At 56.3% G+C, this 14,418-nt stretch carries 14 protein-coding genes and 1 tRNA gene; 10 read left to right on the top strand and 5 right to left on the bottom strand.

Going from position 1 to position 14,418, the window contains the following annotated elements:
• Positions 1 to 62 precede the first annotated feature (62 nt).
• From Absy_RS11955 to Absy_RS11945, 3 genes are all read left to right on the top strand, one after another.
• On the top strand, positions 63 to 404 hold the full coding sequence (locus Absy_RS11955) for a hypothetical protein (protein WP_048854980.1): 342 nt from the start codon (positions 63 to 65) through the stop codon (positions 402 to 404).
• 92 nt (positions 405 to 496) lie between these two features.
• A tRNA-Leu gene (locus Absy_RS11950) sits at positions 497 to 583 on the top strand.
• A gap of 31 nt (positions 584 to 614) precedes the next feature.
• The gene (locus Absy_RS11945; RefSeq protein WP_048854979.1) at positions 615 to 1,790 is read left to right on the top strand and encodes a phosphoserine transaminase; all 1,176 of its coding nucleotides are present in this window, start codon (positions 615 to 617) and stop codon (positions 1,788 to 1,790) included.
• Between the two features lie 208 nt (positions 1,791 to 1,998).
• Here Absy_RS11945 and Absy_RS11940 read toward each other — a convergent pair whose 3' ends face one another.
• From Absy_RS11940 to Absy_RS11920, 5 genes are all read right to left on the bottom strand, one after another.
• Positions 1,999 to 3,390 carry an NAD-dependent succinate-semialdehyde dehydrogenase gene (locus Absy_RS11940; protein ID WP_048854978.1) on the bottom strand — a complete coding sequence of 464 codons (1,392 nt, stop codon included), beginning with the start codon at positions 3,388 to 3,390 and terminating at the stop codon, positions 1,999 to 2,001.
• A 34-nt stretch (positions 3,391 to 3,424) separates the two neighbouring features.
• Positions 3,425 to 4,453 carry an alcohol dehydrogenase AdhP gene (adhP, locus tag Absy_RS11935; protein ID WP_048854977.1) on the bottom strand — a complete coding sequence of 343 codons (1,029 nt, stop codon included), beginning with the start codon at positions 4,451 to 4,453 and terminating at the stop codon, positions 3,425 to 3,427.
• A 65-nt stretch (positions 4,454 to 4,518) separates the two neighbouring features.
• Positions 4,519 to 5,934 carry an NAD(P)(+) transhydrogenase (Re/Si-specific) subunit beta gene (locus Absy_RS11930; RefSeq protein WP_048854976.1) on the bottom strand — a complete coding sequence of 472 codons (1,416 nt, stop codon included), beginning with the start codon at positions 5,932 to 5,934 and terminating at the stop codon, positions 4,519 to 4,521.
• Between the two features lies 1 nt (position 5,935).
• The gene (locus tag Absy_RS11925; protein WP_048854975.1) at positions 5,936 to 6,262 is read right to left on the bottom strand and encodes an NAD(P) transhydrogenase subunit alpha; all 327 of its coding nucleotides are present in this window, start codon (positions 6,260 to 6,262) and stop codon (positions 5,936 to 5,938) included.
• Positions 6,262 to 7,410 (bottom strand): NAD(P) transhydrogenase subunit alpha, encoded by a 1,149-nt coding sequence (locus tag Absy_RS11920; protein ID WP_048855082.1) that lies wholly within the window; start codon positions 7,408 to 7,410, stop codon positions 6,262 to 6,264. Before Absy_RS11920 ends, Absy_RS11925 begins: the two co-directional genes overlap by 1 nt.
• Before the next feature lie 405 nt (positions 7,411 to 7,815).
• Here Absy_RS11920 and Absy_RS11915 point away from each other — a divergent pair, with 405 nt between their 5' ends.
• From Absy_RS11915 to Absy_RS11885, 7 genes are all read left to right on the top strand, one after another.
• The gene (locus tag Absy_RS11915; RefSeq protein ID WP_048854974.1) at positions 7,816 to 8,838 is read left to right on the top strand and encodes an aspartate-semialdehyde dehydrogenase; all 1,023 of its coding nucleotides are present in this window, start codon (positions 7,816 to 7,818) and stop codon (positions 8,836 to 8,838) included.
• 137 nt (positions 8,839 to 8,975) lie between these two features.
• Positions 8,976 to 9,449 carry a succinate dehydrogenase, cytochrome b556 subunit gene (gene sdhC, locus Absy_RS11910; protein ID WP_048854973.1) on the top strand — a complete coding sequence of 158 codons (474 nt, stop codon included), beginning with the start codon at positions 8,976 to 8,978 and terminating at the stop codon, positions 9,447 to 9,449.
• Position 9,450: 1 nt separating this feature from the next.
• Positions 9,451 to 9,864, top strand: coding sequence for a succinate dehydrogenase, hydrophobic membrane anchor protein (sdhD, locus tag Absy_RS11905; protein ID WP_048854972.1), 414 nt, complete (start codon positions 9,451 to 9,453; stop codon positions 9,862 to 9,864).
• Between the two features lie 115 nt (positions 9,865 to 9,979).
• Positions 9,980 to 11,791: a succinate dehydrogenase flavoprotein subunit gene (gene sdhA, locus Absy_RS11900; RefSeq protein WP_048854971.1), complete on the top strand. Its 1,812-nt coding sequence runs from the start codon at positions 9,980 to 9,982 to the stop codon at positions 11,789 to 11,791.
• A 24-nt stretch (positions 11,792 to 11,815) separates the two neighbouring features.
• Entirely contained in the window at positions 11,816 to 12,598 is a 783-nt protein-coding gene (locus Absy_RS11895; protein WP_048854970.1) for a succinate dehydrogenase iron-sulfur subunit, read from the top strand.
• Positions 12,599 to 12,776: 178 nt separating this feature from the next.
• Positions 12,777 to 13,439 carry a tyrosine-protein phosphatase gene (locus tag Absy_RS11890; RefSeq protein WP_048854969.1) on the top strand — a complete coding sequence of 221 codons (663 nt, stop codon included), beginning with the start codon at positions 12,777 to 12,779 and terminating at the stop codon, positions 13,437 to 13,439.
• Between the two features lie 26 nt (positions 13,440 to 13,465).
• Positions 13,466 to 14,383, top strand: coding sequence for a DMT family transporter (locus tag Absy_RS11885; RefSeq protein WP_048854968.1), 918 nt, complete (start codon positions 13,466 to 13,468; stop codon positions 14,381 to 14,383).
• Positions 14,384 to 14,418: the final 35 nt, after the last annotated feature.

Raw genomic sequence — 14,418 nt, 5'->3', positions numbered from 1 at the left:
ATGCTGGCTTTTCTGTAACCATGTAAGGCCATGAGCCTTGTTGTGCTGAAAGACCGAAGTGCATGTTCATCCATGTTCGCACAAGGGCGCTGGGGTCCTGCCTTGTTCTGGGTTTTCTGGCCGGGTGTGCCAGCCAGCCAGCCCGTATTCCCCCCCAGAGTTTTGCGCCGGGTTTGAGCACGGAATCCCCTGCCCCCGCCAATGAGAGCCAACTGGTGAATGATCCGTCAGCCCCGGCCAATACTCCCCTGTGTGGTGCTGCCGCGCGGGAGGCTATGGCCATGGCTGTACAAAATTATCCCCAGCCTCTTGCATCGGGTGGCAGTTGCGTGCGCAGCGCGTGCTTTAATACCCAGACAGGCACCTACATTGCAGCCGATGGCACAAAACGCGTCTGCCGATAGGTATTAAGGGCTGCTTGGACCGCTTTTGTGCGATAAATGCTGCCAACAACTCTTTTCCATGTGGCAATTTGCTGGTAGGGGAAAAGCAGTTCGCGAGAGTGACGGAACTGGTAGACGTAGTCGACTCAAAATCGACCGCCCTTACGGGCTTAGGGGTTCGAGTCCCCTCTCTCGCACCAGACTTGTCCCTTCCTCTTCTCGGCCAAGGTAATGAACGCCCTTTCCCCCTCTGCTTCGTCCCGTCCGGCCATCCGCCCGCTCAATCCCTGTTTTTCGTCCGGCCCCTGCGCCAAGCGCCCGGGGTGGAGCGTGGCAGCACTGTCCAACGCGCTGGTGGGGCGCTCGCACCGCTCGCCAGAAGGGCGTGCACGGCTGAACGACGTTATTGTGCGGTCACGCACAATTCTGGGTGTGCCGGAAGGCTGGCGGGTTGGCATTGTGCCAGCATCCGACACGGGCGCTGTGGAAATGGCGTTGTGGTCATTGCTGGGTGAGCGCCCGGTTGATGTGCTGGCGTTTGAAAGTTTTTCTGCTCTCTGGGCGCAGGATATTGTAACCCAGCTGAAGCTGGAAGAAACCCGCGTGCTCAAGGCGGAATATGGCCAGTTACCTGACCTGTCGGAGGTCAACTGGGCGCATGATGTGGTGCTGGCATGGAATGGCACCACCTCTGGCGTGCGCCTGCCTGCGGGCGATGTTATTCCCGCCCAGCATGACGGCTTGGTCATTTGCGATGCAACATCGGCAGCCTTTGCCATGGACCTGCCATGGGACCGGTTGGATGTGGTCACCTGGTCCTGGCAGAAGGCTCTGGGCGGAGAAGCCGCACACGGTATGATCGCCCTTTCGCCCCGAGCTGTGGAACGGCTGGAAACATTCAAGGCTCCACGGCCGTTGCCAAAAATTTTTCGTATGACGGCCAAAAATGCCCTGATCGAAGGTATTTTTAAGGGAGACACGATCAACACGCCTTCCATGCTGTGTGTGGAAGATGCGTTGGACAGCCTGCGTTGGGCGGAATCCGTAGGTGGGCTGGAAGGGCTTAAGGCACGTTCTCAGGCTAATCTGGCGGCCGTAGCTGCTTGGGTGCAAAAGACCGAGTGGGTCACTTTTCTGGCAGAAAAAGAGGCAGAGCGCTCATCCACCGCAATTTGCCTGCGTATTATTGCGCCATGGTTTTTGGCGCTGGAGCGGGACGAACAGACCGCAACAGTCAAAAAAATGCTGTCTGTGCTGGATAAGGAAGGCATTGCCTTTGACCTTGCCAGCTACCGCGATGCTCCGGTGGGCTTACGCATATGGGGTGGGGCAACGGTAGAAGCGGCAGATGTGGCTGCACTGCTCCCTTGGCTGGACTGGGCCTTTGCACAGGTTGTACCTGCGTAAAACGCACTCTGGAATTCTGTAACGGATTTAAAAGGTCATGTGCGCGGCACATGGCCTATTTTTGTGAGTATGAGATTGAATGAGTTTAAATCATTCCTGAAAAAGTATGTTTTATAAAGGAATTATTCATCTCCCCTTCGGAGGGGGTATAAAAAAGGCGGAAGGATTACTCCTTCCGCCTTTTTAGAGAGAGCGCGTTCAGTAAAAGTTAGAACGGTGCATCAATGTCCACAATGTCGATCAGCTTGGCATTCACAAACTCTTTCAGGCCAAGGCCCAGCAGTTCGCGGCCAAAACCGGATCGTTTGACACCACCAAACGGCAGGTCAGCCTTAACCATGGTCGGATGGTTGATGTAAACCATGCCGGTATCGATCTGGCGAGCCAGTTCCGCGCCACGTTCTTCATCTTTGGTAAAGATGGAGCCACCCAGGCCGTAAGGGGAGTCATTGGCAATTTCAATGGCGTGGTCAGCATCTTTTGCACGGAATAGCATGGTAACCGGGCCAAAGAATTCTGTGTGACGTGCCGGATTGCCTTCTTCCAGATTGGTCAGGATAACCGGGCGGAAGAAGCAGCCTTTGTTGGGCATTTCCAACGGAATTTCTTCCGCTTTTGCACCCTGCGCCACGGCATCAGCAACCTGCTGCTTCAGGCCCTCTACCGCCCCGCGGGAGGAAAGAGGAGGCAGCGTTGTTGCCGGGTCCATGGGGTCGCCCATACGGAGTGCGGAAACACCCTTGCGGTACAGCTCAACAAATTTGTCGTAAATGCCATCTTCCACAATCATGCGCTTGGCATTGACGCACACCTGTCCACCATTCCAGTGGCGGCCATAAACAGCCCATTTGGCGGCTTTTTCCACGTCTGCATCGTTCAGAACGATCAGCGCATCAGACCCACCCAGTTCCATGGTGCATTTTTTAAGAGCCAGCCCAGCTTCGGATGCCACTTTGGCACCAGCCCCTTCGGAGCCTGTCAGGGCGACACCACGTACACGTGGGTCGGCAATAATTTTGGCCAACTGGTCGCGTGTGGGGTACAGGTTCTGGAATCCACCTTCCAAAAGTCCTGCATCATGCATCAGCTTTTCCATGGCAGCAGCACACTGCGGCACGTTGGACGCATGTTTGAGAATGACAACATTCCCAGCAGAAAGCTGCGGCGCAATAATGCGGGCAACCTGATAGTAGGGGAAGTTCCACGGTTCGATCGCCAGCAGAATACCCTGTGCTTCGAACACGATCTTGGCACGCCCTTCCTTGACGGAAGCAAGAGGGAGCACTTCGGGTGCCAGAAGCCGCTCTGCATTAACGGCATAATATTCAAAAATTGCGGCAGACAGCTCGGTTTCTGCCTTGGCTTCTGCGTAAAGCTTGCCCATTTCCAGCGTAAGCAGCTTTGCGTATTCGTCTACATTGGCGCGCAGCAGGTCGGCTGCTTTTTGCAGAATGCGTGCGCGTTCTGCAAAGGAGGTGCTTTTCCACTTTTTAAAGGCGGCATGGCCCTTGTCCAGCGCTGCATCAACTTCGGCATCCGTCGGGCTTGGAAAAACCTTGACCTGCTCTTCAGTAAAAGGGTTTGTCGTTGCGTAAGCCATGGAAAAATCCTTTTGTTCGTAGCTGTTGAGAGCGTTAGTTTCTGAAGTCCAGAACAACACGTCCTTCAACACGACCATTCTTGAGATCATCAAATATGTTATTGATGTTTTCAAGCCTGTCTGTCTTGGTAACTGATGTCACTTTTCCTTCAGCAAAGAAGGAGAGCGCTTCGATCATGTCCAGCCGGGTACCCACAATGGACCCCCGAATGGTAATGGCGTTCATGACCATATCAAAAATGGAGATGGGGAAGTCCCCCGGTGGCAGGCCGTTCAGGACCAGTGTGCCCCCAGCGCGTACATACCCCATGGCCTGCGAGAACGCCTTGGTGGAAACCGCCGTAATCAATCCCCCGTGAACACCGCCAACTTCCTTCTGCATGAAGGCAGCCGGGTCAGTTGTCTTGGCATTAACGGTGTGTACGGCGCCAAGTTTCCGTGCTGTTTCAAGTTTGGCATCATCAATATCGACAGCGATCATGTTCAGACCCATGGCAACACCATACTGGATTGCCATTTGGCCCAGACCACCCGCACCGGAGACGGCAACCCAGTCGCCTGCGCGTGTGTCAGTCATTTTCAGACCCTTATAAACCGTCAGGCCTGCGCACAGCACGGGTGCGACCTTAATGGGGTCCACACCAGCTGGAATATGGGCAACGTAATTGGGGTCTGCCACCACGTATTCTGCAAAGCAGCCATTAACGGAATAGCCGGTCTCTTCCTGCTTCTGGCACAGGGTTTCCCACCCTGCAAAGCAGTGTTCACAATGCCCGCAGGCTGAATACAGGAACGGAACGCCAACAACATCCCCTTCCTTTATCCAGTCCACATTGCTGCCAACTGCTACTACGGTCCCCACCCCCTCGTGCCCGGGAATAAACGGGAGTGTGGGTTTTTTGGGCCAGTCACCACTGGCTGCGTGCAGGTCCGTATGGCAGACGCCGCAGGCGATCATCTTGACCAGAATCTGGTTGGTGTTGATGGAGGGAATGTCCAGTTCTTCAAGCGTGAGCGGCTTGCCAAATTCATGGACAACAGCGGCTTTCATCTTGCCTGACATAATCTACGCCTTTTTTTGCAAACAAAAAAAATGGGAGGGACCTTCTGGTTCCCTCCCGCTTGCCCTTAGGCTGAGCCGAGCGCCTTGACGGCTTCGACCATTTTGGAGAGCACGGCCTGTGCATCCCCAAAGACCATGGTGCAGTTCTTCTGGAAGAACAGAGGGTTCTGAACCCCCGAGTAACCGGTCCCAGACCCACGTTTGATAACAAAGACCTGACGTGCCTTGTAAGCATTCAGGATTGGCATACCATAAATGGGGGAGGACTTGTCGGTCAGGGCTTCGGGGTTGACCACGTCGTTCGCACCAATAATCAGAGCAACATCGGTGGTGGCAAAGCTGTCGTTAATATCGTCCATATCGTAAATCATGTCGTATGGAACGCCAGCTTCGGCCAGCAGCACGTTCATGTGCCCCGGCATACGGCCTGCCACGGGGTGGATGGCAAACTTTACATCCACACCATCTGCTACAAGCATTTTAACAAATTCATAGAGCTTCTGCTGCGCCTGCGCCACGGCCAGACCATAGCCGGGCACAATAATAACGCTGGAAGCATAACGCATGGAGGTTGCGGCATCCGACGGATCGGCGGATTTCATTTCCCCCTCCGGGCCTTTGGCGGAGCTGGCCGTGTCTCCAAAGTTGCTGAACAGAACGTTGGTCAGCGAGCGGTTCATAGCTTTGGCCATAAGGGCTGTCAGCAGTGTGCCTGCGGAACCAACCACCATGCCTGCAATCATCAGGGCAGGGTTGCCCATGACATACCCTTCAAGCCCCACGGCCAGACCGGTAAAGGCGTTGTAGAGCGAGATCACCACAGGCATGTCCGCCCCACCAATGGGGAGGGTCATGCAAATACCAAACAGCAGCGCCGCACCAAAGAACAGGATGCCCGGCAGAGCGCCAGTGGGCGTGCCATACTGCATGACGGTCAGAGCACCAAGAACCAGAGCGATCAGGAACAGGGCGGCATTAAAGATCCGCTGCCCGCCAAAACGCACGGGTTTTCTCATACGGCCATCCAGTTTGGCCCATGCAATGATCGATCCGGTAAAGGAGATACAGCCAATAAGCGCACCAACAATGGTCACACTCAGGTGCAGGCCGGATGTTGCATGGTCGGATAGAAGGCTGACAGCAGCAAGGGATGCAGCGGAACCACCCCCCATGCCGTTAAAGATGGCAACCATCTGCGGCATGGCGGTCATCTGCACGGTGCGTCCGCGCCAGCCTGTCCACAGGCAGCCCAGCAGCAGGGCAACCACGGCAAGCGCCACATTGACCAGCAGGTGCGGGCGGGCATCCGGGCTGACATTGAACAGGTTGAGGAATGTTGCCCCAACCACAAACACCATGCCGTAACCAGCGGTGACAATACCCGATACGGCGGTTACGGGGGAGGACATGGCCTTCAGCCCGTAAATGAACAGTCCTGCGGCAATCAGTCCGCTCAGACCAACAATATATTCAATAAACATGTTACTGCTGGCCCTTTTTTTCTGGTGTCTGTTTCTGGCTGGGGCGGAACATTGCCAGCATACGGTCGGTCACTACGTAGCCGCCCATAACGTTACCAGCACCCAGAAAGACGCCGACAAACCCGATAATCTGCCCCGTCAGTGTGGTGGCGTTAAAAAGGGCATCCAGCGCCCCGACCACCACAATACCGTGAATGAAGTTGGAGCCGGACATAAGCGGCGTATGCAGGATGGACGGCACCCGGCTAATCACCACGTAGCCGGTAAACGCGGCCAGCATGAAGATGTAGAGGGCGATAATAAAGGTCATGGATGTTACGGAATCCATTATGCTTTCTCCGCTGGTGTGCCTTCGATGACCTTCTGGATCGCGGCATTGGTAATCTTGCCGTCGTGGGTCAGCGTGGTGCCGGTTATGACTTCGTCGGTAAAATCGGGTTTGAGCACACCATCATGCAGAACCTGCTCAAGCAGGTTGTAAATGTTCTTGGCGTAAAGCTCGCTGGCCTGTGCCGCCAGGCTGGAGGGCAGGTTGGTCGGGCCAACCATGATCACCGGTCCCACCTTTACGGTCTCGCCCGCTTTGGTGCCTTCACAGTTGCCGCCGTTGGGGGCACCCATATCAACCACCACGGAGCCTTCCTTCATCCCAGCAAGCTGTTCGGCATCAATCAGGCGGGGTGCTTTACGGCCCGGTACGGCGGCTGTGGTAATAATCAGATCCGCCTGTGCAATATGCTGGGAAAGGGCGGTCCGCACCTTGGCTTTTTCATCCGCGGTCAGTTCGCGGGCGTAGCCGCCAGCGCCACGGGCATCCACCCCGGTGTCCACAAATTTGGCACCAACGGATTCCGCTTCTTCCTTGGTTTCTGGCCGCACGTCGTAGCCTTCACACACAGCGCCCAGGCGGTGTGCTGTGGCCAGTGCCTGCAAACCGGCAACCCCCAGCCCCATGACCAGCACGCGCGCAGCCCGCAGGGAGCCAACGGCTGTGGTCATCATGGGCAGGATTTTCTGCATATGCACGCTGCCCAGCAGGGGGGCATAGTACCCAGCCAGCGCCGCCTGACTGGACAGGGCATCCATGGCCTGTGCACGGCTGATGCGCGGAATAAGCTCCATGGCAAACGTGGTAATCTTGCCATCCCGCAAAGCCTTGACCAGATCGGGCTGGGTCTGGGCGTAAATGAAGGAGATCAGCAGAGCGCCGGGCTTCATTTTTTTTACGGTATCGACCGATGGAGGTTGGACGGCCAGCACAATGTCCGCATCGGCAACCAGTTTCCCAATATCGGGCTCCTGCGTTACCTGCGCCTTTGTATAGGCATCGTCTGTATAGGTTGCAGCACTTCCGGCTCCCTGCTCCAGAACAAGATTTGCCCCAAGCTTGGCTAAGCGCTGTGCTACCGCGGGAATCATGGCAACCCGGCGTTCGTCGGGCTGCGTTTCCTTCAGGATGGCAATTTTAACGGTCACGTTCTTTTCCCAATGCATTCTGTATGGGGTGAGGAGGGACCGGGATGGCAGGGTAGAAAAACGGTCTTCCTCCACAACTTTTCTGGCTGATATGACAAGCATATCTGTGAAAGGTTGCATTGATATGCGTCAAAGAAACCTTTCACACGGGATATAAAATTATTTTTTTCATTATTGCACTTTATAAATAAGTTTCAGGCAGTATTTCTCACAATCCTGCTCTGGTGGTCTGGTGTGTGCAGGCTGCATGGAGGAATGCTGCCTCCGCTCCGGTGTGGGGAGTGGAAACTGGGGGGCGGCAATTCCATTTGCAGGCGGAATGGTCTAGGGTTCGCGCGATCGGGCGGACCCCATGCGGGTGACCGTTTTTCTGACTTTTAACGTGCTCTGAATCAAAGGTGGATTATGGGTTATCGGGTTGCTGTTGTAGGCGCAACAGGTGCTGTGGGACGGGAAATCCTCAAGACACTGGCCGAACGGGAATTCCCGGTGGATGATATTGTCGCACTGGCCTCCCCCCGCTCCGCAGGACGCGAAGTCTCGTTCGGGGACCGTGTTCTGAAAGTACAGAACCTTGAAACCTTTGATTTCAAGGGCTGGGATGTGGGGCTGTTTTCCCCCGGTGGGGCTGTATCTGCCAAATATGCACCGATTGCCGCCAAGGCTGGCTGTGTTGTGATCGACAACACATCTCACTTCCGCATGGAGCCGGATGTGCCGCTGGTGGTGCCGGAGGTCAATCCTCTGGCTCTCAAGAGCATGAAGCGCAATATTATTGCCAACCCCAACTGCTCGACCATTCAGATGGTGGTGGCCCTTAAGCCATTGCACGACCTGTTTACGCTCAAGCGTGTGGTGGTCTCCACCTATCAGGCGGTCTCTGGCGCAGGGAAGGACGGCATGGACGAGCTGTTCTCCCAAACCCGTGGCAGCTTTGTGAACGACCCGCCAAAAATCGAACAGTTCCAGAAGCAGATTGCCTTTAACTGCATTCCCCAGATTGACCGTTTTATGGATGACGGTGCGACCAAGGAAGAATGGAAGATGCGAGTCGAGACCAAAAAGATTCTCGATCCGGATGTGGAAGTTCTGGCAACCTGCGTCCGTGTGCCGGTGTTTGTTGGCCATTCCGAGGCTGTTGTTGCCGAGTTTGCCGAGCCGGTAGACCTTGAGCGCGCGCGTGAGGCCCTGCGGGAGTCCGAGGGTGTTGTTCTGCTCGATCAGCGCGAAGATGGCGGATATGTTACGCCACTGGAATGCGTGGGTGAGGATGCAACCTATGTGTCACGCCTTCGTGTCGATCCCAGCGTACCGAATGGTCTGGCCTTCTGGTGCGTTGCCGATAATCTGCGGAAAGGCGCGGCTTTGAACGCGGTTCAGATTGCTGAAACCATGATCGCGCTCGACCTTCTGCCCAGACACGCCTGAGTGAGAATCCCGTCCCTCTCGGTCTCGTGTTGATCCGTTGAATTGACCGGGCTGAGGCACGGGGCGTAGGACAAAAACGATGCAAAACGCTGGATGCAACCAGCGCACAGGGATAGACACGGGGTACGAGGCTGACAATGCAGGATATCCGTAAGGCCCTCTATGTAGGGAGCCGAAGTGACGGCACACTGATCCAGCGGCCCATGTCGCCGCACTTGCAGGTGTACCGTTACCGGCTTTCCATGGTTCTTTCCATTTCGAATCGAATCACGGGAGTGATCGCAACAGCCGGAGCCGCATTGGGTGTGTTCTGGCTTGGAGCGGCTGCCAAAGGGCCAAAGGCATTCGCCACGGCGCGTAAGGTAACGGGCAACCCGCTGGGCCAGCTGGTGCTGGTGGGGTGGCTGGCTTCGGTCGTTTACCACACAGTCGGTGGCATCCGGCATCTGATCTGGGATGCAGGCTACCGGTATGACAAGGAAGAGCTGAACAAGGATGGCCCAGTGGCGGTGGGTGTTACAGCCGGTGTGAGCACCGTGCTGGCCGCTGCCCTGCTAGCTGTGGCGGGTTGCCGCAGAAGCAAACGCGCCAAAGCCGGGAAGGTGTCCTGACATGAACGCTTCTGTTCCACATATTGAAGTCATGCGCTCCCAGCTTGGGCGTGCACGCGGCCTGGGCGCCGGGCATTCCGGTGTTGGTCACTGGTGGGCCGAGCGCGTTTCTGCCGCAAGCCTGCTACCACTTTCCACATGGTTTGTGGTGCAGATGTTCCGCCTTGGCGGCGCAGACCACGCCGAGGTGGTTAAATGGGGCGGCAAGCCCGTTAACGCGACCATGCTGGCAGCGCTGATCATTACCACCTTTTACCATGCACAGGTTGGTCTGCAGGTTATTGTGGACGATTATGTGCACGGCAAGGCGCATCTGCCTACCCGTCTGCTGGTCAAGATTGGCACCTCTCTTCTGGGGCTGCTGGGCGTTTTTGCCGTGATCAAGCTGGTGGCGCGGAGCAGCACCGGTAAATAACCGGGGCATCTGCCCAAATATAAAAGAGCCTTGTGCCGCCGACGGACAGGTCGGATACGCGGCGGCATGAACCTGAACGACTGACAGGCCGAACGCATATGGGAGCGCCGTCACGATGAATGCCAATTCCTCTCCTTCACGGGGAGCTTACCGGATTGTTGATCACGCATACGATGTTGTGGTCGTGGGTGCAGGTGGTTCGGGCCTGCGTGCAACGCTGGGCATGGGGGCCGCAGGCCTGAGCACGGCTTGCATTACCAAGGTTTTTCCCACCCGTAGCCACACGGTGGCCGCGCAGGGTGGTATTGGGGCCTCCCTTGGCAACATGGCCGAGGATAACTGGCGCTGGCACATGTATGACACCGTTAAGGGGTCTGACTGGCTGGGTGACCAGGACGCCATTGAATTTATGGTGCGCGAGGCCGTGCCTGCCGTGCAGGAACTGGAACACTTTGGTGTACCGTTCTCCCGCACGGAAGATGGTAAAATCTACCAGCGTCCGTTTGGCGGGCATATGAGCGATTTTGGCAAGGCTCCGGTGCCCCGCGCCTGCGCTGCGGCTGACCGCACGGGCCATGCCATTTTGCACACGCTGTACCAGCAGTGCCTGAAGCATAATGTGGAGTTCTTTGTCGAATACTTCGCTATTGACCTGATTATGGATGACGAAGGCGCTTGCCGTGGCGTTATGGCCTGGTGTCAGGATGATGGCACAATCCATCGCTTTAACGCCAAAATGGTGGTGCTGGCGACGGGTGGCTACGGGCGTGCTTACCAGTCCTGCACATCTGCCCATACGTGTACGGGTGATGGTAACGGCATGGTCATGCGTGCAGGTCTGCCTACGCAGGATATGGAGTTTGTGCAGTTCCACCCTACCGGCATTTACCCAGCAGGCTGCCTGCTGACCGAAGGGTGCCGTGGTGAAGGTGGCTACCTGACCAACTCCGAGGGCGAGCGCTTTATGGAGCGTTATGCGCCTACGGCAAAAGATCTGGCTTCGCGCGATGTGGTGTCCCGCGCAATGACAATTGAGATCAAGGAAGGGCGCGGCTGTGGTCCCAAAAAGGACCACATCATGATGCATCTGGAACATCTGGGTTCCGATCTTCTGCACGAACGTCTGCCTGGTATTCTGGAAACATCGCGTATTTTTGCGGGTGTGGACGTTACCAAGGAACCCGTGCCAGTTCTGCCGACCGTGCATTACAACATGGGCGGTATTCCCACCAATATTCACGGCGAAGTCGTGCGCCCCAGTGCCGAAAACCCCGATGCCGTAGTGCCGGGTCTGATGGCCGTGGGCGAGGCTGCCTGCGTATCCGTGCATGGTGCAAACCGCCTTGGCACGAACTCCCTGCTCGATCTGATCGTGTTCGGTCGTGCGGCAGCGCGCCGGGCAGCGGAAGTGGTCAAGCCCAGCGACTTTGCCCGCCCTCTGCCCGCTGGTGCGGGTGAGGCTGCGCTGGACCGTCTGGACAAGCTGCGTTACGCCAAGGGCGGCACCAAGGTGTCCGCCATGCGTGACCGCCTCCAGCGCGACATGCAGGCCCATGCGGCAGTGTTCCGTACGGAAGAAAGCCTGCAGGAAGGCGTTAACAAGATCCGTGAAATCTGGGGTGGTCTGGGCGATATTTCCGTGGCGGATAGCTCACTGATCTGGAACAGCGATCTGATGGAAGCGCTGGAGTTTGAGAACCTGCTCGCCAACGCAACTGCAACGCTGGAAAGTGGTCTTGCCCGGCACGAAAGCCGTGGCGCACATGCCCGCGATGATTTTCCTGAGCGTGATGACAAGGAATGGCTCAAACATTCCGTTTCCTGGCTGGATGATAAAGGCGGCGTAAAGCTGACCTACCGTCCGGTGCATATGAAAACCCTGACCGACGATGTCGAGGTTTTCCCACCCAAAAAGCGCGTTTACTGATCCGCAGGGCAAAGGGAGGCGAACATGGTCGAACTCAGACTGCCGCGTAACAGCACCGTAGGGAAAGGCAAAACCTTTCCCGCTCCGGCCGGCGCAAAAAATGTTAAAACCTTCAAGGTTTACCGTTGGTCTCCGGATGATGGTAAAAACCCGGTCATAGACTCATACGAGCTTGATCTGGACACATTCGGGCCAATGGTGCTGGACGCCATTATCCATATCAAAAACGAGGTTGATCCGACCTTAACCTTCCGGCGCTCCTGCCGAGAAGGGATATGCGGCTCCTGCGCCATGAATATTGATGGCGAAAATACCTTGGCGTGCCTTAAACCGATCAAAAGCATTGAGGGGGATGTGCGGATTTATCCGTTGCCCCATATGCCTATTGTCAAGGATCTGGTTTCCAATCTGGATGGTGCTTATGCGCAGTTGCGCTCCATTCAGCCTTGGATGCAGGCAGACAGCGCGCCGCCACCCGATGGTGAACGTCGCCAGAGTATTGAAGAGCGTGCCAAGCTGGATGGGATGTGGGAGTGCATTCTGTGCTTCTGCTGCACCACGTCCTGCCCGTCCTACTGGTGGAACGGGGACAAGTATCTTGGTCCGGCCGTACTGTTGGCCGCTTACCGCTGGATTGCAGACAGCCGTGATGAACATACCGGTGAACGCCTTGATTCACTGGAGGACACGTTCAAGCTCTATGCCTGCCGTACCATTATGAACTGCACCCAGACCTGCCCCAAGGGGCTGAACCCGGCCAAGGCGATTGGTCGGATTAAGGAATTGCAGATCGAACGTAAGATCTGAGCGTATCGGCTCGGTTCAGCGCTTATCAGGAAAAACCCGGCAGAAAGTCTTTCTGCCGGGTTTTTCTGTTCTGCTGGCATGTGCGTTGTCATCAGATTTTTGGCTCATGTTGACGCACACGGCTGGAGGTGGAACATGATGGGCAGCCATATTACCTGCATGACATCAAGGGGGTTGCGTGTTTAACGGCCATCTTTCTTCCATGACCGGCCGTGCCAGAGCCTGGACGGACAGCCTGTTTGTGGACCACGCTGTTTTTCGTCTGGTCTGGACCAACCTCCATGCGGTTATTCCTGGCAAGGTTTACCGCTGCAACCACCCTACTCCTGCGCGCTTGCGGCAGGCTGTGCGCAAGCTTGGTCTGCGCACATTGGTCAATCTGCGTGGGCACAGGCAATGTGGGTCGGACGCGCTTTCGCGCAATGCAGCGCAGCAAATTGGTATTGCCCATCTGGATATGGCGTTTGAAAGCAGGGGCGCACCGCATAGGGACCGTATTTTGCGGTTTGCGCAAATGTATGGCCAGTTGCAGTTCCCTATGTTGATGCACTGTAAATCTGGTGCAGACCGGGCGGGGCTTGCCTCGGCACTGGTGATCATGTTCGAGGGGGGGAGTGCTGCTCAGGCTCTGGGCGAGCTTTCATGGCGGTATGGGCATTTCCGTCGTTCCCGCACGGGTATTCTGGATGCTTTTTTTCTACGGTATCAGGCTCAGGCTGAAGGGCGTATCCCCTTCATGGACTGGGTGCGGGATGAGTATGATGAGGTCGCCCTTAAACAGGATTTTGTGGCAGGCCGGATTGCATCTTTTCTGACCGATCAGGTCCTGAGAAGAGAATAGAAGTCTTTTTAACAAGGATAAGAAAAATGGAGCATACGGCCGGTACACCGCGCAATGTGCCGGTGTTGGCCGTATGTGCGGCTATTTTATCCTGGGCCAGTGCTTACCCCCTTGTGCGCATGGCGCTGGCTTACGTGCCACCTGTGCCTCTTGCGGCCTTGCGTTATGCTGTTGCTGGCCTGCTTGTGGTGGGGTGGTTTTGCGCCCGCCGGCCAGCACTGCCCCATTGGCAGGATCTGCCGCGTTTTTTGCTGTGTGGGGCGGTGGGGATTGCTCTGTATAATATCTTGTTCAATACGGGCGAGCAGACGGTTTCTGCGGGTGCAACCAGCCTGCTGATCAACTTTGCACCCTTTATGTCTGCCTTTGTTGCCGTGGTTTTTATGGGTGAGGTTCTTCCCTTATGGGGGTGGGTTGGCTCGGTTGTCAGCTTTACTGGTATTGTGCTGATTGGCAGCGGGCAGCCCGGAGGCTTTGCTTTTGGCTCTGGCGCAACGACCGTATTGGCGGCGGCATTCTGTTCAGCCCTGTATTTTTTGCTGCAAAGGCCCCTTGTGGCGCGGTATGGCGCTTTGGTTTCCACGGCATGGATCTTGCTTATTGGTGCGGTTGTGCTGCTGCCTTGGTTACCTGCCGGAGTTATGGCGTTGCAGGGCAAGGGGTTATGGCCGTGGTTTCTGGCTTTTTTGCTGGGGGCTTTCCCTGCCATTCTGGGGTATGCGGCGTGGGCGCATGTGGTTGGGCAGATGGGTGTGGCCCGCTCATCGGGCTTTTTATATCTGCTATCCCCCACAACACTGGTGCTGGCTTACCTGATGACGGGCGAAGTCCCGGCCCTTAGAACGCTTATTGGTGGTGGTGTGGTTTTGTCAGGCGTGGTGCTGATGCAGACTTACGGGCGACTTCGTAAAGTGCCTGTAACTTTGCCTGATGGGCAGGACTGAGAGTAGCCTATATGTGTTGGTGGCATAGAGCTTGC

Origin of the sequence: Acetobacter syzygii, assembly GCF_000964225.1 — a bacterium.
GTDB lineage: Bacteria > Pseudomonadota > Alphaproteobacteria > Acetobacterales > Acetobacteraceae > Acetobacter > Acetobacter syzygii.
This window is presented reverse-complemented; position numbering and strand designations above follow the sequence as displayed.